The sequence below is a fragment of the Flavobacterium sp. AK-345 genome, from assembly GCF_058310175.1.
This window is the reverse complement of the sequence record NZ_JBZEER010000002.1, coordinates 603,076-624,627: the sequence shown is the minus strand read 5'-3', so window position 1 is coordinate 624,627 and position 21,552 is coordinate 603,076. Positions and strand designations below refer to the sequence as shown.

The window sequence follows — 21,552 nt, the reverse complement described above, 5'->3', positions numbered from 1 at the left end:
TTCATTAACTAAAAAAAACTAACTAATACCAGAATATAACACTTACCAATTATGAAATCAAACATACATTTACCAATTAACTGGACAGATGGTGTAAAACTAACAAAGGACCATTTTATCAATAATTATTTCAACTTTATAACAATTGTCAGTGATTATAATAAAGTTCAGTTAAACAACTTTAATTATGGGGCTATTCAGCCAGCAGGTAATATATCTATAGATGTTGAAATAAAAATTGAAGGCGGACAATTGGTTGCCTATTTAAAAAAATGCGATGTAATTGCTAAAAACGGATATGTAATTTCTTATAATCAGGATATTTATGGTACAAAACTTCCTGAAGCAAGTATCAATGCAAATGATTTAGACCGAAATTCTGCAGAGTATTATTATGTTATTGTTTCTATAAATCCTTATGATCTAATTCCTGTAGGTATTCCAGATCCGGAAATAATTCCGTTACATCATCCCCATGCGCTTCCGGAAATAAAGTTACATATTGTCAAAAAAAATGAGGTGAATGATAATTTTTTATCGGGCTACTTTTTAATCGTAAAAAAATTAGCATTTCAAAACGGTACATTCCTTGACGATGGCAAATATATAGCTCCGGTTGTAAAAACAAAAAACAATGAAACTTTAAATCAATTCATTACAAAAGTTAATACCGAATTATACCAGTTAAACGATTTTTCGATAAAAATTCATAAAAAAAACGCGCACAGTTCCAGTAATAACAAATTAGTATCGAACACATTTAGTTTGTGTACTAAAATAATTGATTACTATGCAGAGCACTGCTTTTATCTTAAAAACATAGCTTCTGAAGAAGCTCCGGTGTATATGTTTGACAAAATAATTGTGTTGGCCAATCATCTTATCTCAACATTGACCCTAATGGACGACAAAGAGAAAGAAATGCTTTTACAATATTATTACGAATGGATTGATGTAAAACCGTCAGAATTACTTAGCGTTTTATTTGAAGCAAAAAGTGCTGTTTATGACCATAATGACATTGCGCAAACGCTGGATAAACTAAATCAGTTTCTGGGGATTTTAAAACGCTTATGGCAAAAATTAAGCGAATTAGAATACATCGGAATCAGAAAAGAAAATATTGTAATTAGTGAAGAAACCAAAGTGTCAGCCCCAAAAAGCAATACGTGGTCAATACTAGATTAAACAAACAACTATGAAACCACTTAATCACGTTAAAATAGTAAGTAAAAAGCGCAAGTTTTTTATTATGTTTTTTATAACCTTCGCTTTTGTTTTTGGTTGCCTCTATATCACGCTGATAACTGCAAACAAAGGCGTTGCCGAGTTGGAACAAAAACATAAATATTACAATGATATCGCAGTAAAACAAGGCGAAATGAACCTGCTCTTAGATGAAATATTAATAGAAATCAACGATTTAAGATTTAAAGACAGAACCTTAAACGAACGCAAAAACCTTCAGTCTCTCATCAATGAGAAAAGATTTGCCATCAATAATGAGATTCAAAAATCAAAAACAAATTTGACAAATTCTTTTGTTTTATATGAAGAGTTTTTGGTCGAACTACAACATATACAGACTAAAATTGATGTTTTGAAAGAAGCCGAGACAAATTACGACATAAATAAAACTCAGCTTAAAAAATGTATTGATAAACACGATCAGGAAAATAAAAAAAAATAATCCCATTTTATGAAGAAGGCAATAGAATTTGATGAAACATATTGGAAAAAGGTAAAATTCAACTTATTATTTATCATCAGTGCTTGTATTATATTTATTGTTGTTACCAAGTTTTTATTAAAAACACCCAATTTTAATAATACAGATATGCTCAACAGAATCAATGATTATGAAAAAATGCAGAAGATTAAAGTAGATTATGCTAATAAATCAAGAAAAATTTTCCAGACCATTGATACTATTAAATATGACATCAACCAGGTACAGCGTATTGATGAAGTAAAAAGAAGAATATCAGATTATAAACGATTGTATAAGGATAACGAATTTCATTCGTCATATAACTTTTGTTTGATTGGCGGTAACCTGTTAAACGTTTTTTTAGAGATAAACCTTGAAGAAAGTACCGTGAAAAAAAACGATACTCTTGTACAAACAAGTCTTAACGAATGTAAAGCAAATTTTAAAAATGAACATTAAAAATAAAACAGTAGTTATCGTTTTGTTTTGTATTGCAATAATTTTGTTTATAGTGGCATTATTATTCCCGTACAATAAAAGATTAAGTAATCTTGATTTTTCAATATTAGACGATAACGATAATCATCAGTATGAATTAAACGAAAAATTATCTTTTAAGATAAATGACAGTACATTAATATCAGATAAAAAAGCAGTCTGGTATTTTGGTAACGGTGATTCAATTGTTAGTAAAGGAAGCGTAAATTATACTTATGACCGAGCAGGTAAATACTTAGTAACGCTAAAAATTGATAATAAATTCGATTTTTCAAAACAAATTAATATCGTCAATGGAAGAGCATTGACAGCAAAAGATTCTATTCCAAAAATATTTTGCTCAGAGTTTGGTTATGTGGGCGAAGAAATTGTGTTTACAGGATATTCTCCAAGTTCAAACAATTGGTATTGGGAATTTGGTGAAACCGGAACGATCGATTCTTATGAAAAGCAGGCTATTTATATTTTTACCCAGCCTGGTATTTATACCGTAAAATTGGAAACAGATAAAACCAGATATCCTATAACAAAAGAAATAGAGATTCTTCAATTGTACGAACCATTCAAAGAACCAGAAGTTGTAGATTCTGCAGGTATTGTTTTGAACGATATAAAAAAGCGCTTGCAAATTATTGCCAATCTGGGAGCAAGGGATACAAGAATGTATAAAGAACAGGTTAATTACTTGAAAAATAAATACATCTGCAATGATTTATCTGATGTAGTAGTAGTGGTAAACGAAGAAAAATACAATGATTTTTTAAGTTATTGTCAGGGACTTCATTACTTAGACGGAAATTCTACTATAATTCAGGAAGTAAAATTAGATACCATTAAATGCTTTAAGCAAATAAATGTTACTCAAAAAACTAAAAAACAAAGTAAATAGATGAAAATTAGTATTTTACTTCGATATACCTCGTTGATTTGCTTATTGGTAACAAATGGTGTTTTTTCTCAGGTTAAAAATAGCACAAGTGTTATCGAAAAAACAGGAAAAACAGTAAACACTTATGATAATGAAAAGCAAAAAGAAAGCGAAAAATCACAGCTTAAATTAGTTTTTTCAGATAGAAGTGATAATAATATTTATGAAGAACCTTATGGCGCCAAAGTAAATAATAAAGCCAATATTTTGTCTCCAATGTATGTGATCGATGAAGATAAAAACTATTATGAGGTTGTGGTTGCAGATAAAAAATTGATTGGGAAACCAAAAGGAACATTTTCCGTTTTACGCAGTAAAAAAAATCATTTTTCTAATGCAAAAGAAGTGCAGTATTTGGGTTGGATTAAAAAAGAAAATGTCATTGAATACAGCAGGGCGATGCAAAATCAGGTTAATTTAAAGTATGTAAAATATTTTGTGGCTTCAAATACCTTAGACAACTTGTTTTCCAGTGGTAAAAATGTCAAAAAAAGCACACTTTTATTAAAGAACGATCCCAACTTAGAATCGGCATCTAAAAAAAATATTAAACTAAATGATTTTGTATATGTATATAAAATCAACAAAACCACCAATTCAGCCTTTGTATCAAATTTTGATGATGTTATGCCAAAAGACACAACCAATCTTAAATTTGGCTGGGTTCCTTTGCAATATTTGAATCCTATAGAAGATAATATGGTTGTCAGGCTGAATCCTGCGGATACGCTGCATTTTTCTTCAGGAAAAATTAATTTTCTGGCTAATGAATTGTACAAGAATACTTTTTTTGTAAATGAAAATCAGTCAAGTGAGCCAATCAAGTTCGAAAACACAAGTAAAATATCGCTGCCCATAAATGTTTGGAACCATGACAAGAACAAAATTACAAATTTAAAAGGCGATGATATTTCGATTAAAACCATCGAACAAATCGCTTTGGAAAGTAAAAATATTAATTTTTATTACGTTTTTGAGAACAACAACTCAACAAAGCAATATTTAAAAAAAACGCTTTCGGCATTACAGAATCTTAAACTAACGACCAGTAGTGAATTATATGCCAATTATAATTTTACATATTCGTTTATAGCAAAAGGGAAATCTAAAAGTTATTATTTGATAAAATCCCAATCTTTTTCAAAATGGTTTGATTTAATAGAGAAAAGCATTAAGACACCGGATGAAATTTTGGATGAGAATATTTTACGCAACAGTAATACAAATATTAGCCAGTTTTTGAGTTCAGAAACAAATTTTGAAAATAACTTTTTTATCCTGACAGGTTTAGATGGATCTATAAACAACGTTTTACCGGATAGTTTCAATATTTTGGCAAAAAATAATGCTAAAATATTATTCATTATTTTTAAAAATGAAAACAATTCCGATAACCAGGATTTCATTCTGCAGAGTAAAATGTATTTAAGCGAGGCAAGTAGTGCCAATAAAAAAAATATCCAGAACTATTATGTTGACCCAAAACTGATTGCAAAAAACGATGAGTTTATATACAATGGTGATGTCGATAATGATTATATCTACGATGCACCATTAAAAAGTAATTTTAACGGAGGCATCATTTTTCCTAAATTAAATGGAGAGCTTACACCGGAAACTATCAATAAATCCATTGACAGCGTTATTAGTAAAACTATTAAAACAAATAATACATTATTAAAATCACTGACACAATACAAAAATGAGTTTAGCTTTTTAAGAAGTCAGCCAAGTGGAACGATCAATAATCTTATTCAAAATTATCCGCGAAAAGACAGTACAAGCACCGACATACCCAAAAACTATAAAAGCGAAACATTTGTAATAAATGCAAAAGATACTCTTAACAGTAGTTTAGAAAACAAAGTCCATATTTTACTGACTGAGAGCGAAATTAAGCAGCTTATTGAAAACTACAGAGAATTAATTAGCAAAGAATATACAAACGCAAATATTGATAAAGTCGAGATTTTAAGCTTTAGGGACAGATGTAAAATGTTTGCCAGTAAAATTAGACAAACAGAGTCAATAAAAAACAGAAGTTCTTTGGCAGATTTACTTTATTACAAGACAAGAGTATTTGTAAACAGTCCCGAGTTGCATGAAATAAGGATTAAAGATATTCGAAAGTTTAAGAAAAAACCGGACCAATTCAGAACAATTTTTACAACTTTAAACAGTAAGGTTGAAGTTTTAGAAAAAATGCAGCGCAATAATACTTTTGAGGTTTTTGACGATGAATCTCAAACTAAATATTATTATATATCAAAAAAACTTCTATTATAAAATAAGGATTATGGAGATTATGAATACGATAGAAATGACAAAACCTTTGCATGAAATAATTCTAGAATTATTTTATTTTGAAAGCAAAGGAAAACCGTGTGAGCTCACAAAAAATGAAATTTTATGGAGACTTAAAGATCCGGGCATTACTGAATACCAAATGGAAGAAGTGCTCAATTGGATGGTACATCATAAAAAACTAACCGAGAGTCTGGGGGTTTATTCCCTGGATCGCTTTGAACTGATAGATTTAGAAGAAAAATTTAAAAACGAAAGATTGAACAAAGAGAAAAAACAAGAACCTATTTTTTTTACTAATTACAGTACTATAAACAATATTCATAGTGCGGTGAGACCAAAACCTATAGAGATAATTGTTCAGTACATTTTACCAACGTTTTTATTATCCTATATTGTTTTTATCTTTTTTTTGGTAAACAAGCTAAATAAAAGTTTCGAAGTTAATAACAGTAAAATTGAAGATGTAAGTGAGTTAACCCTTAAAGAGCCTAAAACCGGGGTTATTAAGAAAAAAGCAGCTTTATCAGACAAGGAAGTAAAACGCTTGTTTTCTAATCAGCACCAAAACATTTTATATTTAAATAAAACGATTGATTCTTTACAAAAACAAGTAAACAAAATAAATGAAATCCATACAATTGCGACTTCAGATATAAAAACTCAGATAAACTCATTGCAGCCTCAGGTTAATGCTATCATCTTGCATATTACGGTTGTGCTTCTGGGATTTATTTTATTATTTTTTATGAAAAATATTATTAATTAAAATCTATTGTTAAGATTTTATTTATATATTCGTGCCTAATTGATTGCGAATCCTCCTCACCTTCCTACAAGAAGCAAATCAAAAAAGTACAATAGTACAAAAAGAGGTATTCTAAAATCATATAGAATACCTCTTTTTTTGTCTATACTAGTCAGACAACATGAGAGGATTCTAAACAAACAATTTTTAACAAATTAATTATTTTTATTATGGCATTTAAATCAATTTTAGAATTCGAAGGAAACGAGTACCAAGTATTATTTTCAAAAGTGGAAATGTTAAGACATACTGATGGGAAAGGTGCTGTTTCTTCTGAAATTAAAGGAGGCAGATTAAATTTAAGATTAAAATCTACAGACAATACTACTGTAATTGAGCAGGCAGTAAACAGTCAGCACAAACCTGTAAGTGGAAAAGTAAAATTTTTCAAAGCAGATTCTGAACAAGTAATGAAAGAACTTTCTTTTGAAAATGCATTTATTGTATTCTTCAGCGAGCAACTTGACGCTATGGCAGAAACTCCAATGACTACTGAGATCACTTTCTCAGCAGAAAAAATTACATTAGGTAATGCAACATTAGATAACAATTGGGCTAAAATCTAATTTATCTCAATTATCAGGAAGCGGTTAAGCACCGCTTCTTGTTTTTTATTATACAATTTCTTCAAAAACATTGAATAATATCACTTCTATTTCAGAGACTGATATTTTAGCTTAAAATCGAATTCGGCATAAAGAACTTTAAAGAAGAAGAGCTTTAGACTATAATCTGTTTAAGTTAAAATTTAAAAAGAATTAAACTTAAAAAGTATACAAATTATGGTCATCCCTAAAATAATCTTTGGTATAGACGGCAAGGAAATTTCTCATTTTACTAAAATCGATTTAAAACAAACCATCAATACTCATCACGAGTTTAAAATAAGTATTCCACATTCTGTTATAGAAAGGTCCAGAGCATACACGATGGAAAGCGCGCAAGAATCTCTTGGAAAAGTGCTGCATATTAGATTAGATGCAAATAATAATTTCTTAGGAATTATAACAAACGTACGATACCAACAAGAATTAGGACATGTAGGCAGTCAAATTGTTATTTCTGGTTATTCTAAAACTATTTTATTAGAGGCAGGTCAAAAATTAAACTCCTGGGAAGATTTTAATTTGAAAGATATGTTGCATGATGTAATTCAAACTGCAGCCGGTGAACAATTACAATATGAAATTGATCCTGAATTTACCTCAAAAATAGAATATCAAACACAATATCTGGAATCGGATTTTAGATATATCCAGCGATTGGCAAGACAATATAATGAATGGTTGTTTTATGATGGAGAAAAATTATTTATAGGAAAACCAAAAAAAGAAAGTAGTCCGATTAAATTAATTTATAACAAGGATTTATTTAATTTAAGTATATCAGTACAGGCAAAACCAAACCAGTATAGTGGTTTTACGTACAATGAAAATAACGACCAATTATACCAGGCTCAAACAGATGACAGTGTCGTAGAAGGTTTGCCAAAATTAGGCAAAGCTGCGTTTGAAGCTTCAACGAAATTATATAAAACATCTTCTTATGAATATGGACAATTTAGCACAGGAGATGATGTATATTTTGAAACTATTTTAAAAAAGAAACAAGAAAGTGCAGCTGCAGATGGCAATTATATTTTAGCCACAAGCGGAAATCCAAAACTTCGAATCGGCTCGATTATTAACATAGAATCTCAACAAGTATTAGATAAATCTGATGTTTTTAAAAAAGGATTAGATAGTACAAAAGTTCATTATGATTCTAATGAAATTGGCACCTATATTATTACCGAAATCACACATACAGCTACTGAAATAGGTGAGTATGAAAATAGTTTTAAGGCACTACCGGCCAAAATAAAAAAACTGCCTGAACCTGAAGTAAGTATGCCGGTAGCACAAGAACAAAGAGCCGTGGTGGTGGCTAATGATGACCCTAGTGGCAATGGAAGAATTCGTGTAGAATTGCTATGGCAGAAAAAACAACAATCCCGTACACCATGGTTGTATGTATTAACCCCAAATGCAGGGACAAGTGATATTATAAATAAAAACCGCGGCTGGGTTACAATACCGGAAGTAGGAGATCATGTGATGGTTAGTTTTCGTTACAATGATCCTAACAGACCATATGTGACAGGAAGTATCTTTAACGGAAAGACAGGCGAAGGGGGAAAATTAGACAATCATATTAAAAGTTTTTTTACACGCAGCGGCTGTACCATCACTTTTGATGATACACAGAAAAGTATACTAATTAAGGACCCATCAGACAATAGTATATATTTGGATGGTGAAGGAAATATTACAGTGAATGCGCCTAAGAATATGAGCATAAATGTGGGAGATAATCTTGATATTACGGTTGGTAAAAACATGTCTGTAGCTGTAGGTGGTAACAAAAAAACAACCATTGATGGAAATAACGAATTAAAAGTTGGAAAAAACAATACAGTAGACACAACCGAATTATATAAACTTATTACTCATATGTATGAGCAAAAAGTATCAGGAGATAAGACTGTGAAGATAAACGGTGATTTAAATAAAGTTACCGCTACAACGACTCACAAAGCCATAGGAGGAGATATTTTGATAAAAAGTTCAGGAATTTCAAAAGTATTAGGGGCAATTGATGCTAAAGTGAATAAGGGGTAAAATATTTGCTTGTAATTGAGATACTTGCATGATGAAGAAACAGGATTTATGCTCGGGAGTTAAACAATCTCTATAACAACGTTTAATGTAAACATTCCCAAAACGGTATAATTAAATAACAAAATGGAAAATGAAAAAAGCTTTTTAGAACATTTACTAATTGCAATTTTAATTGCAATAGGTATTGCTCTGTTTGGTGCTTTATTTGTACTTGCTGCATTCAAAGATCTGTATGCGGAATATGCCGCTTTATTCGTTTTTGGGAGTCTATTTTTCGGAAGCATTATTTTTTATTTCCTTTACATATATTTCAGATCCATACAAAAACTAACATGGCTTTTTGGAGGTATTGTTGTTTTTGGTTCTGTTTTAGCCATAGCTAACTCTGACATTGATATTTATTTAATAAACCAATTTAATAATAGTCGTTTACCTAAGGAATACAATCAATACCAAGATATAAAGCAATCTGTTTTACGGTTTAAAAACAAAGAAATGAGGTCCTTGTTTGACGGTTGTGATGATCCTCTCAAACAATATATTACTGTAAAAAATAATTTAATAGTAGAGGCTTCTGATTGCATACTAGCTAATAGCGAACGAATATTAGGAAAAATATATTATAAATTTGATAGTCTTGGCAATATTATAGCTAAATATAAACCATCTGAAAGTGAGGAGATATTTTTTGAAGGTTATCTGATCAATGTTGATGAAAACTATTATAGAAGTTGGCCTTTAGATGGGGATACCTTAAAACGAAAAATTGAAACATACAATGAAAATTTTAATTTAGATACAATAAAACAAAGTGACTTCGTTAAAAAAAAATTAGAAAAAGCTGATTTTTTATTTTCAACTGATTGTTACATAAAAATTAATAAATCTTATAAAAAATTCCGAAAAGTAATATTTTGGGAAAACAATAGATGGAATGCATTTTATGATGGTAGAAAAACTTATCAAATTCTTGAAAGTAAAGGTACAATAGGAAGTCGTTTGTTAACAAATGATTCAACAGGTAGAAATGTGGGAGAAAATTATATTGAAAATATTCAGTTCAAATATTTTCAAAAGACAAGGTTGCGGCGCTATGCTTATGGGGGGGAATATTGGGACGGTTCTTTATATTCTGACATTATTATTAGCAATGACACCTTAAAAATTAAGAAAGATTTTTCAATAGCTAATGATGGAAGTAAAAAGAATATAAAAATTAATAGAAAAGCTACTAGAGATTCATTACTTAAAACCTTCAAAAATATACCTTATTACTATTATAGTAATCCAAAAAATCAATATCAGTTATTTACTGATGATCCCTTTAGGTTATATCTAATAAAAAATAAGATATCAAAAAATTGAAATTAAATGAAGAAAATTAAGATCGAGTAGAAATGACATTAGAAAATTATAGTGTATAATGCAGATGAAGTTAAGAAGATTCAATGTTTTTTAAAATAATAAATAATATAAATGAGTAAAAACAATATTATAAATATAAAATCAATAATAATTGCACCAATTATTTCATTGATTATAACAAGTTGTATTTTTTCAAAAGGTTTTATAAGTTTTGCAGCAGCAGTTGTCGCAGTTGTTCTTTTTTTCGTGTTTGTTATATTATCTTTTGTAATCGTGAGACTTATTTTAAAAGCTATAGGATAAGATATTTGTATATGAGAATAATCAATTGACAGCAAATATTATAGAATTTAAGTAGGATGTTTTTGTTTTTCTCGTTAAATACAAATAACTACAGCGTGATATAAAATTAAATTTATTTGCATTTTTTAGGACAGAGATTGCGTGACAATTGGCCGCATTATTTTTGACCAAATTCAAAAAAAAATAGAAAAATATTTTTTTTACAACGATGGATCATTAAACGATTATAAAAAGGCAGATGAATTTGGTGTTTTTATAAACACTTAATAAAAAAGATATGAAAAAAATAAAAGTCCTGGCAATGGTACTGTTACTAACCCTAAGCACAGCCTGCCAAAACAAAAAAGAAGATATGAAGAAATACTCCATAATGGATGAAAAGAGACCGGAATTTGAATGGGAAGAAATGTGCAATGCACCAGAAGGCTACCCAATAGAAGTATACAAAGGAGGTATTACAGGCGCAGGACTCGCTAATGGACTTTCGGCGGGTAACAATGGAGGCTGGGGAGCAACAGGTAGTGGCTCTAGTCATGGCCCAAAAGAATTGCCGGATCATATTAACTGTATATGGGTATCGTACGCCGAGGATTGTACGTATAAAATAGATTGCCCAATAGACTATGATAAACTCTTTAAGGTATTTGAGGAAGGATATCAGGATAGCAATCGCAAATTTGGTTATAAAAAAACAACTTACAACTCTATTATAGTAGGTTTTGCACCGGGCGGTGTGGTGGTAATCTGGGCATCAGGCGCAGGAAGACAAGTAGAAATAGGCCGTTATAAAGGAGAAAAATACGAAGTTCCGAAAGAAGAAATAGCGGGATTAGATGCCAGTGGTTACACAATTTTTGATCCCAAGTTCCGAAAAATGATTATGACTTCGCCTAATATAATTCCTGTAGAAATGCAAAATAATCCAAAGCCCATTCCCTATGGCTTGTGGGACAGCTACAGAACCCGATATGTCTGGAAACCAGTGATAGAAGTACAAGACAATGCAACAGTACTTGATGTTTGGTTAGGTATGTTTAACGGAGAAAATGAGGCATTATTTGATAAGGTTTTACTTGAAAATAAATTTGAAAAAAGAGCTGTTCCCTCAGGGATTAGTATAGGCTGGCGAGATACTAGTGGACAAGGTTATGGAGGTGTAATTGATTTTGATGAAAAAGAGATTACCGATGCTTTTAAGGAAATGTACAAAAATAATCTGGAAGCCCAAGCTGAACTTTATTTTACAGTTAACCATGCTAACAATTATGTAACTGTAATGCTAAAATGGGGAGATAAAATAATAAGATTTCCTAAAACTAAAGTAGAAGTTTATAAATCTCGAAAATTAACAATTGAAAAAAAGTAACCCATGGGAAAATCATTTGTATACAACGATGGTGCATTAAACGATGATAAAAAGAGCAGATGAATTATGATTAGAATTTAGTGTTTTTATAAACACTTAATAAAAAGATATGAAAAAAATACAAGTCCTGGCAATGGTGCTGATATTAACCCTAAACACAGCCTGCCAAAACAAAAAAGAAGACATGAAGAAATACTCCATTATGGATGAAAAGAGACCGGAATTTGAATGGGAAGAAATGTGCAATGCGCCAGAAGGCTACCCTATAGAAGTATACAAAGGAGGTATTACAGGGGCAGGACTCGCCAATGGACTTTCGGCGGGTAACAATGGCGGCTGGGGAGCAACAGGCAGCGGCTCTAGTCATGGACCAAAAGAATTGCCCGATCATATTAACTGTATATGGGTATCGTATGCCGAGGATTGTACTTATAAAATAGATTGCCCAATAGACTATGATAAACTCCTTAAGGTATTTGATGAAGGATATCAGGACTCGGGGTTTTATTTTAATGGAAATGGCGAATACAAAAAAACAACTTACGATTCTATTATAGTAGGTTTTGCACCGGGTGGGGTAGTGGTAATCTGGGCATCAGGTGCAGGGAGACAAGTAGAAATAGGCCGTTATAAAGGAGAAAAACACGAAGTCCCAAAAGAAGAAATAGCGGGATTAGATGCCAGCGGTTACACTATTTTTGACCCAAAGTTCAGGAAAATGATTATGACCTCGCCTAATATCATTCCTATAGAAATGCAAAACAACCCAAAGCCCATTCCCTATGGTTTATGGGACAGCTACAGAACCCGATATACTTGGAAACCTGTTGTAGAAGTACAAGATGAAGGAGAATTAGTATATATATATATGGAAACTTTTAATGGAGAAAAAGAAAAATTATTTGACAATGCCTTACTTGAAAACAAATTCAAAAAAAGTGCGGTGATAAAATATTCAAACTTTGGATGGCGAAACATTGAAGGACAAGGTTATGGTGCTGATATTTATTTTGATGAGAAAGAGATAATGAATGCTTTTAAGGAGATGCATAAAGACAATCCGGAATCCCAAATTGAACTTTATTTTACCGTAAACCATGCCAACAATTTTGTAACTGTAATGCTTAAATGTGGAGACAAAAAAATAAGACTACCCAAAACAAACGTAGAAGTTTCAATATCAGAGACAATGACATTAAAAAAATAATATTATGGGGAAATCATTTGTATATAACGAAGGATCATCAAACGATGAAAAAAAGCAAAACGAGCTCTGCTTAGAATTTGGCGTTTTTATAGACGGTACGCTTAATAATAAAGAAAATACAAAAACACGTAAAATAGTACGGGGCGAAACTGACGAAAATGTCATTATTGATGCAGACTCTGAGCACCACAAAGATAATTTAAAACGAGAAGCGCTAAAGCATAAAGCCATTCTGGATGGAGCCGTTTTAGAAGACAAAAGGCTGGAAAATCCTAAAGATTATACCAAATACTTAAAAGGAGTTCATAGAACCTTCACGGAACAATTGGGTACTGATAACAGTTATAGCAACGATTATACCAATGTTGCCCGAATGTGGATGTGCTGTAAAGAAGAGTATAAGGTTTATGTGGAAGGTATGGGGTCTATAGATTTAATTCATGATGATGGTGATGGTTTTATGTTTGGCAAAGGACCAACGGGTATACGCGGAAGGGTGCGGGAAGCCTGTAAAAGGGTAGCCGAAAAAGTAAAAAAAGAGAAGGATAAGAATACAAAAAGTAAGGTTACTCAAATCACGTTAGATGTCTTTGGTTTTAGCCGTGGTGCGGCATCGGCGCGTAATTTTGTGTATGAGGTTACCAAATGGGAGTATGAGCCAAAAACAAAAATGGTCGAGGATGGTTATTACCCTATAAACCCATATAGAGAGGGATTTCCGAAAAAAAAATATAAAAAAGTAGCTACAGATGATGATTTTATTGAGATAAACCCAGATTTAATTATAGAGGGACAACTGCCCAAATACGGGTATTTAGGGTATTGCCTGCTTGAAAAAAAGATTATAACACTAAAAGAATTAGAAGATATCGAAATTGTCATACGCTTTGTTGGAGTATATGATACGGTTTCGTCTTACGATGAAAAAGGTTGGCTTTTAAGTTACGATTTTGATGATGATGTTAGTGAATTGCATTTGAATACAGCGAGCTTTCAAAAAATGGTTCATTTTACGGCTAAGGATGAGCACCGCACAAATTTTGCTCTCACCCGCATTAATAAATCGCAAAACGCGATCGAAAAAAATTTTCCGGGAGTACATTGCGATATTGGTGGCGCTTATGAACACGGTCCTGAAGTTATTGACGAAATTGGCACAAGTTTAAAAGATAATAATTTTAAGAAAGATTTAAAATGGGGACCAATTGCACCAATTGTTATGCTGTTTACAAAATCAGGACTTGAAGAACTTAAAGAATCACTTGTAGAACAATATTGGTACAAACCCGAAGAATTAACAATAGCGAAACAATATTTATCGCAGTTTTATAATCCTATTACAAATACAATAACAGCACCTTTATCTTATAAAAAACTAACAGGAACAAAAAAACTAGTAAGAAAAGATTATAGCTGGCTTTTTGTACATTTTATGGAAGAGTTTTGCAGGACTACGACTATGAAACAATATTTTAATTTAACAACAGAAGATAAATATCCAATTACAGAAGATTCTTTTTTAGGAGCCGTAAAGAAACAATTGCATGATTATGTTTTTAGTGATGGTTTAGAATGGGAATTTGTGAGTGATGCGCAGTTAGAACAAGAAAAAATCGAACGACAAAAAATTGAACAAGAAGAAATTGAACAGGCAGAAGTAGGAAAAGAAGAAATAAGTCAAGAGGAACTCGATAAAATATTTCTACAAAAGGAAAATTTAAAAACTGTTGTTTTAGAAGAAGTAGTTGTATACGGATACAATGTTCAAAAAGCATTGCGAACACTTAGACATGATTATTGCCATTGGTCATCAACCAGAGATTGGTTTGGTATGGATCCAAATGGCGGTTTCTTTTCCAGTCCTACAGAAAATCGTAAAAGAAAATTCCATTAAGTGTTTAAAAGTTAGATATAATGGAAACAACATCCACAAATTTTGTAGCACAAGTACAGAAATACTTACCTATACCTGGTAAAATATACCACTATCATTTTAATACCGAAACCAGTGATTTGGCGAAAATAGGCAAAGACTGGCATAAAATAGAACGAAAAGTAGAGGTTATCTATCTAGGGACGAAAGAAGGCTTTCGTTTGTATCAGATATTGACAACTAAAATTATTTTAACATCAAATAAAGCATTTCCTAACAAAGCATTACTAATAAAAACAGGGTATATTTTTGATTATATAGAAATTGGTGTGAACGATAAAGGTGTTATAAAAAAAGTTTTTAACATTGATGATTTAAAATTGCGACTGCAAGAGACAAAAAGGTATTTAGAAAAGGATCACTCTGGCGAAGTATTTACACAATTTATTAATGGCATTGCTACATTATTACAAGACGAAAAGAAGACAATACAGTTTTTACAATCTTATAAAATGTTTGGTTTGTATTTTAATGGATTGCACAAAAGATTTCAGGAAAGTACACCAAATTTAATTATAAAACCAAAAGTTTTAGATGATTTTGGCCAACTTGAAATTCAGAAAAAAGTAACATTTACAGAGGATAACAACAACTACATTTTTACAATAAAGAACAAAAATGAAGAAGAAAAAACACCAAAATATGCAGGCATCTATAAAATAGAATACAACCAATTGATAATAGGTTTTATAGAAGTAGAAAATCAAGAAACAAACATAAAACATAGTGTATCATGGGTAGGATAAATGATTGGCTAAATAATTTTTTAATGGGAGGTGATGAAGGAAAATTGATTGATATTACATCAATCGAAGAAGAAATTCCTATTGACAAACATCTTGAAGCTGGCAAATTACGAATTGAAGAAGCACGCAAAGAAAATAAAGAAAAAGAAGACGCTGAGGATGGTTTAAAATTTGTAATTGACGGAGCCAAACTCAAATGCGACTTATGCACTGTTCCGGCAGGTGACTTAAAAGTAAATTTTGACACACCTACCATACAAGACAAAAAAGTAGCTACAGTGGTTGAGAAAGACATGAAGAGTTTAATCTTTAAAGGCAACTGCAAAAAAAGTCCCAATAGTGCCAGTCCATGTGCTTCGGTAATGAAACTTGCCGATTGGAAAGATGTAGGAACAGTATACTTTCAGGACCAATTTCCGTTGCTTCTTAAAAGCACCATAAAATGCGAATATGGAGGTGTTGATATTAAAATTACAGATTCGGCACAACGTAATGAGATTGAAAAAATTGATACTACAGGTGCGCCTGTGCCTGATTTGGAAAAAAGGATTGTAGAAATGTATTGGACATATGGAAATACAAAATTAGCTGATAAATCAAGATTCTATGTAGACATGAATTTGGTTGTGAAAACTCTTAACTATAAAGAAGGAGAAAGTGTTACAGTATGTGTAAAAAATGATAATGGACAACCACTAACAGATGAATTGGATGAATTAACTCTTACAAAGACGGTTGGTAAAAGTAATAGTGTGATTTTTGAGGAAATTTTAAAGGATTTTACTCTGAATCTATTAGAAAAAGACGATTCAGGTCCAGATATCGAGCAAGATATAACAAATATAAACCAAGTATAATAAACCAATTATGGATTTTGAAAAAATAATTCCGATAGAATTAAGGCAAGCATTAGTGGTTGAATCCGGCGGAGTTCAAACTAAGCCAATTACTGTAGAACGACCTAAATGGAAACTTGTTTATGAAGGTTATCCTAAGAATTCAACAGATACAGATGATTTACCTGCAACTTTAGTTTTTCCAAAAATACTGGGAGATATTTATGACACTAAAACTTTTGGAAATGCATGTGCAACTAGGGTTTCCTTAGGATTATTAAATGGAAAAATGTCGGTAAGACAAGATTTTCAAATACAGAAAGGCTCTTTTAAGGGTAAAGGTTTTATTGCAAGTGCTGGAAGTTTAAAAAAATGGTTAGAGAAGAAAAGTGTTTGGGGTGGTGCTGATGTAACAGTTTCTGGACCATCTGATATAAATAGTGTAGCAGACAAAATAAATGAGAAAAAAATTAAAAATGGTGTATATATAATTTTAGGTGGCTTTGGTGGTGGAATTTCAGGACATGCTACGTTGTGGATCGGGAATAATAGAAATGTTATAGGAGGGCATAATTATGTGGATTACGGTGGAACTGTATATTTTTGGGAATTAAAATAAAGAAATATGAAAAAGCTAATATTAATAATTACATTGTTTATTTCATCTTTTATAAGAGCACAAGATGATGCCACATTCAATTTAGTAGTGAAAAAATTAAATAAAGATGAAATCTCATATAAACAATTTGTGAGTTTTGGAGAAACGAATTGCCTAAGAAATAAAACTAAAACTCTATTTGATGAGTATGGAAAGGCGTATAATTCTTTTTATCCATTACCAAGATTAATTAAGTTAAAATCTTTAGAGAAATCTTTTTATACTTATGAAAAGAATCTGGCAATTGAGAATAAAAATCGCAAAAAAAAATGTTCTTGTGCTTATAAAGAAAATAATGAGGAGTTAAAGTTGATATATATAAATTTAATAAATGATATAAAAAATTATAATGAAGAACCTGAATATGATATTGAAAATTATATGAAAGATTATTTAGATAGTTATTTCATAAAAATCCCAACCGAATAAAATATTGCTATAAAAACCGATGAAATAAAACTATGGGAACTAAAATAAAAGGTATATATGTATTAATCGTGTTATTAATTTCTTCAAAGATAATAGGACAGAATAAGGTATCAGAAATAAAAAAATATGCTTTCAATCAATGTATTGTTCTCAATTACAGCAAGATTGATTCGACATTTTATAAAACTTATAAAGATGCTTCTGGAGTTCAAATTTCAATAAATGGCAATTTCTTGGGGGATGTTGATTTGAAAAATAAGATAATAGATTATACTATAGCTGTAACTGGTTTATATTATTCTCAAAAGAATAATTTGCATTTTGAGACAGGAGATAAAAATATTATTTTTTGTAATTGTTTTGATTTTTATGAATCTAAAGAACTGGATAAATTTGTGAAGAAATTAATTAAAAAATAAGGAATAGCCAAGCAAGCTATTTTTTAATTAATATTTCACATTTAAAAAATCCATATAAATTCTCTGCAAGCCCTGCAAATACTGTATTCTTACATATTTAAATTGCTTCTCGGGAAAATATTTTACTATTTTTGATGAAAAAGATTACGAATAAACTTGTTTGTTTAATTTGTATTTGTATATTCGTACAAATTATTGATTGCGAATCACCCTCACCTTCCTACAAGAAGCAATTAAAAAAAAGTACGTTAGTACAAAAAAGAGGTATTCTAAAATCATGTAGAATACCTCTTTTTTTTGTTAATACTAGTCATACAAAATAAAGAGGATTCTAAAAAAAACATTTTTTAACTTAATTATTTTTATTATGGCATTTAAAGCAATTTTAGAATTCGAAGGAAACGAGTACCAAGTATTATTCTCAAAAGTCGATATGTTAAGACATACTGACGGTAAAGGAGCAGTTTCATCTGAAATTAAAGGAGGTAGATTAAACCTAAAATTAAAATCTACAGACAATACTACTGTTATCGAACAGGCAGTAAACAGTCAGCACAAACCTGTAAGCGGAAAAGTAAAATTTTTCAAAGCAGATTCTGAACAAGTAATGAAAGAACTTTCTTTTGAAAATGCATTTATTGTATTCTTCAGCGAGCAACTTGACGCTATGGCAGAAACTCCAATGACTACTGAGATCACTTTCTCAGCAGAAAAAATTACATTAGGTAATGCAACATTAGATAACAATTGGGCTAAAATCTAATTTATCTCAATTATCAGGAAGCGGTCAAGCACCGCTTCTTGTTTTTATAAAATCTTAGTGTTTTAAAATAGTAATATTTTTTACTCATCTAACTTATAGGAGTTTTCTAACTATAAAGAAAATATCTGTAATTTTTTGAGAACTATTTGTGTGGTGATATTTTTTTTCTTCTTTTTTATACGGATGAGAAGAATAAAAATAAATAAGAATTATAAGATGTCAAACAAAAATTAGGCTAATCATTACTAAAAATGAGTAGTTGTCTAGCTGTAATTTTATTTGTTCTTAATGCCTTGAATTGAAATGTATAAGGTAACTGATACTAAATAATAAGATATGCAACAACAGGATTTTCTTTATAGTAATTTAGATAAGAACTTTTTATTGAAAAAGATGTTGTCTGGTATTTTATTCTTGATGCTATTTGGAATTTTTTATATGTATTCTTTTATTATATTGATGACTATTGAATCTATTGACAGGAATTTTTTAGCTGAATATTTCTATATAATGAGAGTAGGAATAGCAACATCTTTAAGTTGTATATTCATGTTTTTATTTTATGATAAAAAAAATCCTCTTTTATCTATTTCAAAATTACTTCTGCTATTATTTATTGCCAGTTCCTTTTCAGCTGTATTTGTCTATCTGTTTAAGAATAGCCCTTTTTGGGTTTTGAAATATTCTATTGGTATTATAACAGGACTTTTTTTTTATTTCATATATAAAAAAGAAAAAGGAAATAGTCTCTCAGGAGTAGTTTCACTATTTGCACTTTTATTATGCGAAAATCTGGAGCGTTTTTTAATAATGGATCCCCCAGATTATCCATCAGTTTTATATATCAAATCATTTCCACATATATTTCTTTGGTGTGGAACAATTGTATTTGTTTTTTTCTCGTCGTATTTTTTTGCAAAAGGATTGTTGATCAAAAATAAATTTGTTAGTAGAAGCTCTAAAATATTGGTAAAATGAAATAAAACCAACCTAAACCTAGTAAACGACCAAAATAATATTCTGAATAAACCGAAATAAGATATATGATTTAATGTGTATTGAAATATTTCAAATTAATAAATTTTACCATGGCCAAATCTTCATCCTCAGGAAAACATAAAAATGCCAGCTCATTAGGTGTTAAAGGTCCTCAATATAACAGGCAAACGGGTCAATGGGAAAATACAGATAAGTTGTCGGCGATGATGCAGCGAAGAAGCGTACAAGGCTATCGTGTTGCAGAAGATGTTAAATCTAAAAATTTAAGTTCATCATTTAAAAAAGAAAAACTTCTTCATCACGAGTTTTTGACAACAATAGCCATTGATATTTATGATTTTGCAAAAGCAAAAGGAGCATCTGGTAAGGGTGCATTATTAGTTTTAGCGCAGGCAAGTTTAGAAAGCGGATATGGAGTATCTGCAATAAAAAACGGTGATTATAATTTATTTGGAGTAATGGGGAAACCTTCTAAAAGAAGTACCACCCACGGTAGTGTGAAAGATTATTCAAGCTTGGGAGGTTATCAGGCGGCTTTGACAGATTATTTTAATAAAATAAATAAAAACTGGAGTTATTTTTCAACAATAATAACTCAGGATAATATAACAGCAGATGATATTGATAAAGCTTTCAATACAGGAAAATATTATCCAACAGAAAAAGAAAGACATGCTGGTAAATATACCTATAATGCCGATAAGGATAGTGCAGGTAAAAATCATTATGGAGAGCATTTATTAAATCAGATAAGCGATTTTAAAAAACGTTTTAAAAAGAGTTTAGACTATCAAGTTGAGGAAAATAAAGAAAGATTAAAGGAAATAAATGCCCTCTTAACAAACAACTCCATTTTATTCACAGATCCGGGAAAAATTAAACTAGAGGATGAAAAGAGATTACTTATTAGACAAAACGAAAAATTCAATTCTATTTCAAATGAAATTAACTAATTTTTTTAAACTCAAAATAATTTTAATTGTTTTTGTTTTTTTTGGATGTAATGCAAAGACCAAAGAAAAAGATATTTCAAAACAGATAGTCAAAAATGAGCAAAATAAATTAGAAATTGACAGCCTTGAAGTTAAAGACAAGGTAGGAGCTTTATATACGATTAAGTATTATAATGATAGTATTCATATTAGTCAAAACAAAAAAGATATTATAAAAATAGGATATCTAAATCGATTCGATAAAGTATTTCCTTTAAATGGCCTGATTGTAAATGATAAATCCAGAGATTGTTATATCACAGATAATGAAATGCTTTTATTACCATTAAGTGAGGTTAATAATAGAATAAATCTGATAGTAATTGATCTAATAAATAAAAAACAAATTAACTATCAATTTAAAGAGACATCCGATGATATCCTGACAACAGCTATCAATTCTTTTTATTTTAATGAAAAAAGCAAGATAATTATAAGTACAAATAGCTTGAATTATGAAGGAAAAACAACCGTTCATTATTACAAACTAGGAAAAAAAACAATAACACATCAAGGAACTAAAGACCTGGATTTAACCGCTGAAATGCTTGAAAGCAATGAAGCTTTTTTTAAGTTTTTAAATACAAATAACAATAATATTCCTTAAGATTTGCTACTAATACAAAA

The 21,552-nt window shown here is 30.4% G+C and carries 21 protein-coding genes; all 21 read left to right on the top strand.

What is annotated here, in order from left to right; all coding sequences use genetic code 11:
* The first annotated feature begins 51 nt into the window (after positions 1 to 51).
* The 21 genes from AC4FQ3_RS06825 to AC4FQ3_RS06725 all read left to right on the top strand — a co-directional run bounded on the left by AC4FQ3_RS06825 (position 52) and on the right by AC4FQ3_RS06725 (position 21,532).
* Positions 52 to 1,188 carry a hypothetical protein gene (locus tag AC4FQ3_RS06825; protein WP_491181363.1) on the top strand — a complete coding sequence of 379 codons (1,137 nt, stop codon included), beginning with the start codon at positions 52 to 54 and terminating at the stop codon, positions 1,186 to 1,188.
* A gap of 10 nt (positions 1,189 to 1,198) precedes the next feature.
* Positions 1,199 to 1,690, top strand: coding sequence for a hypothetical protein (locus tag AC4FQ3_RS06820; protein WP_073392760.1), 492 nt, complete (start codon positions 1,199 to 1,201; stop codon positions 1,688 to 1,690).
* Between the two features lie 9 nt (positions 1,691 to 1,699).
* Positions 1,700 to 2,170 (top strand): type VI secretion system TssO, encoded by a 471-nt coding sequence (gene tssO / locus AC4FQ3_RS06815; protein ID WP_042566691.1) that lies wholly within the window; start codon positions 1,700 to 1,702, stop codon positions 2,168 to 2,170.
* On the top strand, positions 2,160 to 3,098 hold the full coding sequence (locus tag AC4FQ3_RS06810; RefSeq protein ID WP_042566690.1) for a PKD domain-containing protein: 939 nt from the start codon (positions 2,160 to 2,162) through the stop codon (positions 3,096 to 3,098). Before tssO ends, AC4FQ3_RS06810 begins: the two co-directional genes overlap by 11 nt.
* A complete protein-coding gene (gene tssR / locus AC4FQ3_RS06805; protein WP_491181362.1) occupies positions 3,099 to 5,423 on the top strand; it encodes a type VI secretion system protein TssR domain-containing protein in 2,325 nt (774 codons plus the stop codon).
* Positions 5,424 to 5,433: 10 nt separating this feature from the next.
* Positions 5,434 to 6,210, top strand: a complete 777-nt coding sequence (locus AC4FQ3_RS06800) for a DUF5457 domain-containing protein (RefSeq protein WP_124020522.1) — start codon at positions 5,434 to 5,436, stop codon at positions 6,208 to 6,210.
* A gap of 209 nt (positions 6,211 to 6,419) precedes the next feature.
* The gene (tssD, locus tag AC4FQ3_RS06795; RefSeq protein WP_302094979.1) at positions 6,420 to 6,815 is read left to right on the top strand and encodes a type VI secretion system tube protein TssD; all 396 of its coding nucleotides are present in this window, start codon (positions 6,420 to 6,422) and stop codon (positions 6,813 to 6,815) included.
* Positions 6,816 to 7,031: 216 nt separating this feature from the next.
* Positions 7,032 to 8,909, top strand: a complete 1,878-nt coding sequence (locus AC4FQ3_RS06790; protein WP_491181361.1) for a type VI secretion system Vgr family protein — start codon at positions 7,032 to 7,034, stop codon at positions 8,907 to 8,909.
* Positions 8,910 to 9,032: 123 nt separating this feature from the next.
* Positions 9,033 to 10,274, top strand: a complete 1,242-nt coding sequence (locus AC4FQ3_RS06785) for a hypothetical protein (protein WP_491181360.1) — start codon at positions 9,033 to 9,035, stop codon at positions 10,272 to 10,274.
* Positions 10,275 to 10,854: 580 nt separating this feature from the next.
* Positions 10,855 to 11,943, top strand: a complete 1,089-nt coding sequence (locus tag AC4FQ3_RS06780) for a DUF2931 family protein (protein ID WP_491181359.1) — start codon at positions 10,855 to 10,857, stop codon at positions 11,941 to 11,943.
* Between the two features lie 109 nt (positions 11,944 to 12,052).
* Complete coding sequence (locus AC4FQ3_RS06775; protein ID WP_491181358.1) at positions 12,053 to 13,150, top strand: DUF2931 family protein; 1,098 nt, start codon at positions 12,053 to 12,055, stop codon at positions 13,148 to 13,150.
* 4 nt (positions 13,151 to 13,154) lie between these two features.
* Positions 13,155 to 15,044, top strand: a complete 1,890-nt coding sequence (locus tag AC4FQ3_RS06770; RefSeq protein WP_491181357.1) for a phospholipase effector Tle1 domain-containing protein — start codon at positions 13,155 to 13,157, stop codon at positions 15,042 to 15,044.
* A gap of 20 nt (positions 15,045 to 15,064) precedes the next feature.
* A complete protein-coding gene (locus tag AC4FQ3_RS06765) occupies positions 15,065 to 15,829 on the top strand; it encodes a hypothetical protein (RefSeq protein ID WP_491181356.1) in 765 nt (254 codons plus the stop codon).
* Positions 15,817 to 16,686, top strand: a complete 870-nt coding sequence (locus tag AC4FQ3_RS06760; protein WP_491181355.1) for a DUF4280 domain-containing protein — start codon at positions 15,817 to 15,819, stop codon at positions 16,684 to 16,686. Before AC4FQ3_RS06765 ends, AC4FQ3_RS06760 begins: the two co-directional genes overlap by 13 nt.
* 10 nt (positions 16,687 to 16,696) lie before the next feature.
* The gene (locus AC4FQ3_RS06755) at positions 16,697 to 17,284 is read left to right on the top strand and encodes a T6SS effector amidase Tae4 family protein (protein ID WP_491181354.1); all 588 of its coding nucleotides are present in this window, start codon (positions 16,697 to 16,699) and stop codon (positions 17,282 to 17,284) included.
* A gap of 6 nt (positions 17,285 to 17,290) precedes the next feature.
* Positions 17,291 to 17,752: a hypothetical protein gene (locus AC4FQ3_RS06750; RefSeq protein ID WP_491181353.1), complete on the top strand. Its 462-nt coding sequence runs from the start codon at positions 17,291 to 17,293 to the stop codon at positions 17,750 to 17,752.
* A gap of 32 nt (positions 17,753 to 17,784) precedes the next feature.
* Positions 17,785 to 18,171 carry a hypothetical protein gene (locus tag AC4FQ3_RS06745; RefSeq protein ID WP_491181352.1) on the top strand — a complete coding sequence of 129 codons (387 nt, stop codon included), beginning with the start codon at positions 17,785 to 17,787 and terminating at the stop codon, positions 18,169 to 18,171.
* 367 nt (positions 18,172 to 18,538) lie between these two features.
* Positions 18,539 to 18,934 carry a type VI secretion system tube protein TssD gene (tssD, locus tag AC4FQ3_RS06740; protein WP_042563897.1) on the top strand — a complete coding sequence of 132 codons (396 nt, stop codon included), beginning with the start codon at positions 18,539 to 18,541 and terminating at the stop codon, positions 18,932 to 18,934.
* A 336-nt stretch (positions 18,935 to 19,270) separates the two neighbouring features.
* On the top strand, positions 19,271 to 19,912 hold the full coding sequence (locus tag AC4FQ3_RS06735; protein WP_124020521.1) for a hypothetical protein: 642 nt from the start codon (positions 19,271 to 19,273) through the stop codon (positions 19,910 to 19,912).
* Positions 19,913 to 20,022: 110 nt separating this feature from the next.
* Entirely contained in the window at positions 20,023 to 20,886 is an 864-nt protein-coding gene (locus AC4FQ3_RS06730) for a glucosaminidase domain-containing protein (protein ID WP_463461962.1), read from the top strand.
* Entirely contained in the window at positions 20,873 to 21,532 is a 660-nt protein-coding gene (locus tag AC4FQ3_RS06725; protein WP_124020520.1) for a hypothetical protein, read from the top strand. Before AC4FQ3_RS06730 ends, AC4FQ3_RS06725 begins: the two co-directional genes overlap by 14 nt.
* Positions 21,533 to 21,552: the final 20 nt, after the last annotated feature.

Bases quoted from the DNA above. Each gene is read 5' to 3' on its own strand.
- AC4FQ3_RS06810 (WP_042566690.1), top strand. From the start codon at position 2,160: ATGAACATTAAAAATAAAACAGTAGTTATCGTTTTGTTTTGTATTGCA.
- AC4FQ3_RS06775 (WP_491181358.1), top strand. From the start codon at position 12,053: ATGAAAAAAATACAAGTCCTGGCAATGGTGCTGATATTAACCCTAAAC.
- AC4FQ3_RS06725 (WP_124020520.1), top strand. From the start codon at position 20,873: ATGAAATTAACTAATTTTTTTAAACTCAAAATAATTTTAATTGTTTTT.
- tssR (WP_491181362.1), top strand. From the start codon at position 3,099: ATGAAAATTAGTATTTTACTTCGATATACCTCGTTGATTTGCTTATTG.
- AC4FQ3_RS06755 (WP_491181354.1), top strand. From the start codon at position 16,697: ATGGATTTTGAAAAAATAATTCCGATAGAATTAAGGCAAGCATTAGTG.
- AC4FQ3_RS06750 (WP_491181353.1), top strand. From the start codon at position 17,291: ATGAAAAAGCTAATATTAATAATTACATTGTTTATTTCATCTTTTATA.
- AC4FQ3_RS06825 (WP_491181363.1), top strand. From the start codon at position 52: ATGAAATCAAACATACATTTACCAATTAACTGGACAGATGGTGTAAAA.
- AC4FQ3_RS06765 (WP_491181356.1), top strand. From the start codon at position 15,065: ATGGAAACAACATCCACAAATTTTGTAGCACAAGTACAGAAATACTTA.
- AC4FQ3_RS06820 (WP_073392760.1), top strand. From the start codon at position 1,199: ATGAAACCACTTAATCACGTTAAAATAGTAAGTAAAAAGCGCAAGTTT.
- AC4FQ3_RS06745 (WP_491181352.1), top strand. From the start codon at position 17,785: ATGGGAACTAAAATAAAAGGTATATATGTATTAATCGTGTTATTAATT.
- tssD (WP_302094979.1), top strand. From the start codon at position 6,420: ATGGCATTTAAATCAATTTTAGAATTCGAAGGAAACGAGTACCAAGTA.
- tssO (WP_042566691.1), top strand. From the start codon at position 1,700: ATGAAGAAGGCAATAGAATTTGATGAAACATATTGGAAAAAGGTAAAA.
- AC4FQ3_RS06790 (WP_491181361.1), top strand. From the start codon at position 7,032: ATGGTCATCCCTAAAATAATCTTTGGTATAGACGGCAAGGAAATTTCT.
- AC4FQ3_RS06735 (WP_124020521.1), top strand. From the start codon at position 19,271: ATGCAACAACAGGATTTTCTTTATAGTAATTTAGATAAGAACTTTTTA.
- tssD (WP_042563897.1), top strand. From the start codon at position 18,539: ATGGCATTTAAAGCAATTTTAGAATTCGAAGGAAACGAGTACCAAGTA.
- AC4FQ3_RS06780 (WP_491181359.1), top strand. From the start codon at position 10,855: ATGAAAAAAATAAAAGTCCTGGCAATGGTACTGTTACTAACCCTAAGC.
- AC4FQ3_RS06800 (WP_124020522.1), top strand. From the start codon at position 5,434: ATGGAGATTATGAATACGATAGAAATGACAAAACCTTTGCATGAAATA.
- AC4FQ3_RS06730 (WP_463461962.1), top strand. From the start codon at position 20,023: ATGGCCAAATCTTCATCCTCAGGAAAACATAAAAATGCCAGCTCATTA.
- AC4FQ3_RS06770 (WP_491181357.1), top strand. From the start codon at position 13,155: ATGGGGAAATCATTTGTATATAACGAAGGATCATCAAACGATGAAAAA.
- AC4FQ3_RS06785 (WP_491181360.1), top strand. From the start codon at position 9,033: ATGGAAAATGAAAAAAGCTTTTTAGAACATTTACTAATTGCAATTTTA.
- AC4FQ3_RS06760 (WP_491181355.1), top strand. From the start codon at position 15,817: ATGGGTAGGATAAATGATTGGCTAAATAATTTTTTAATGGGAGGTGAT.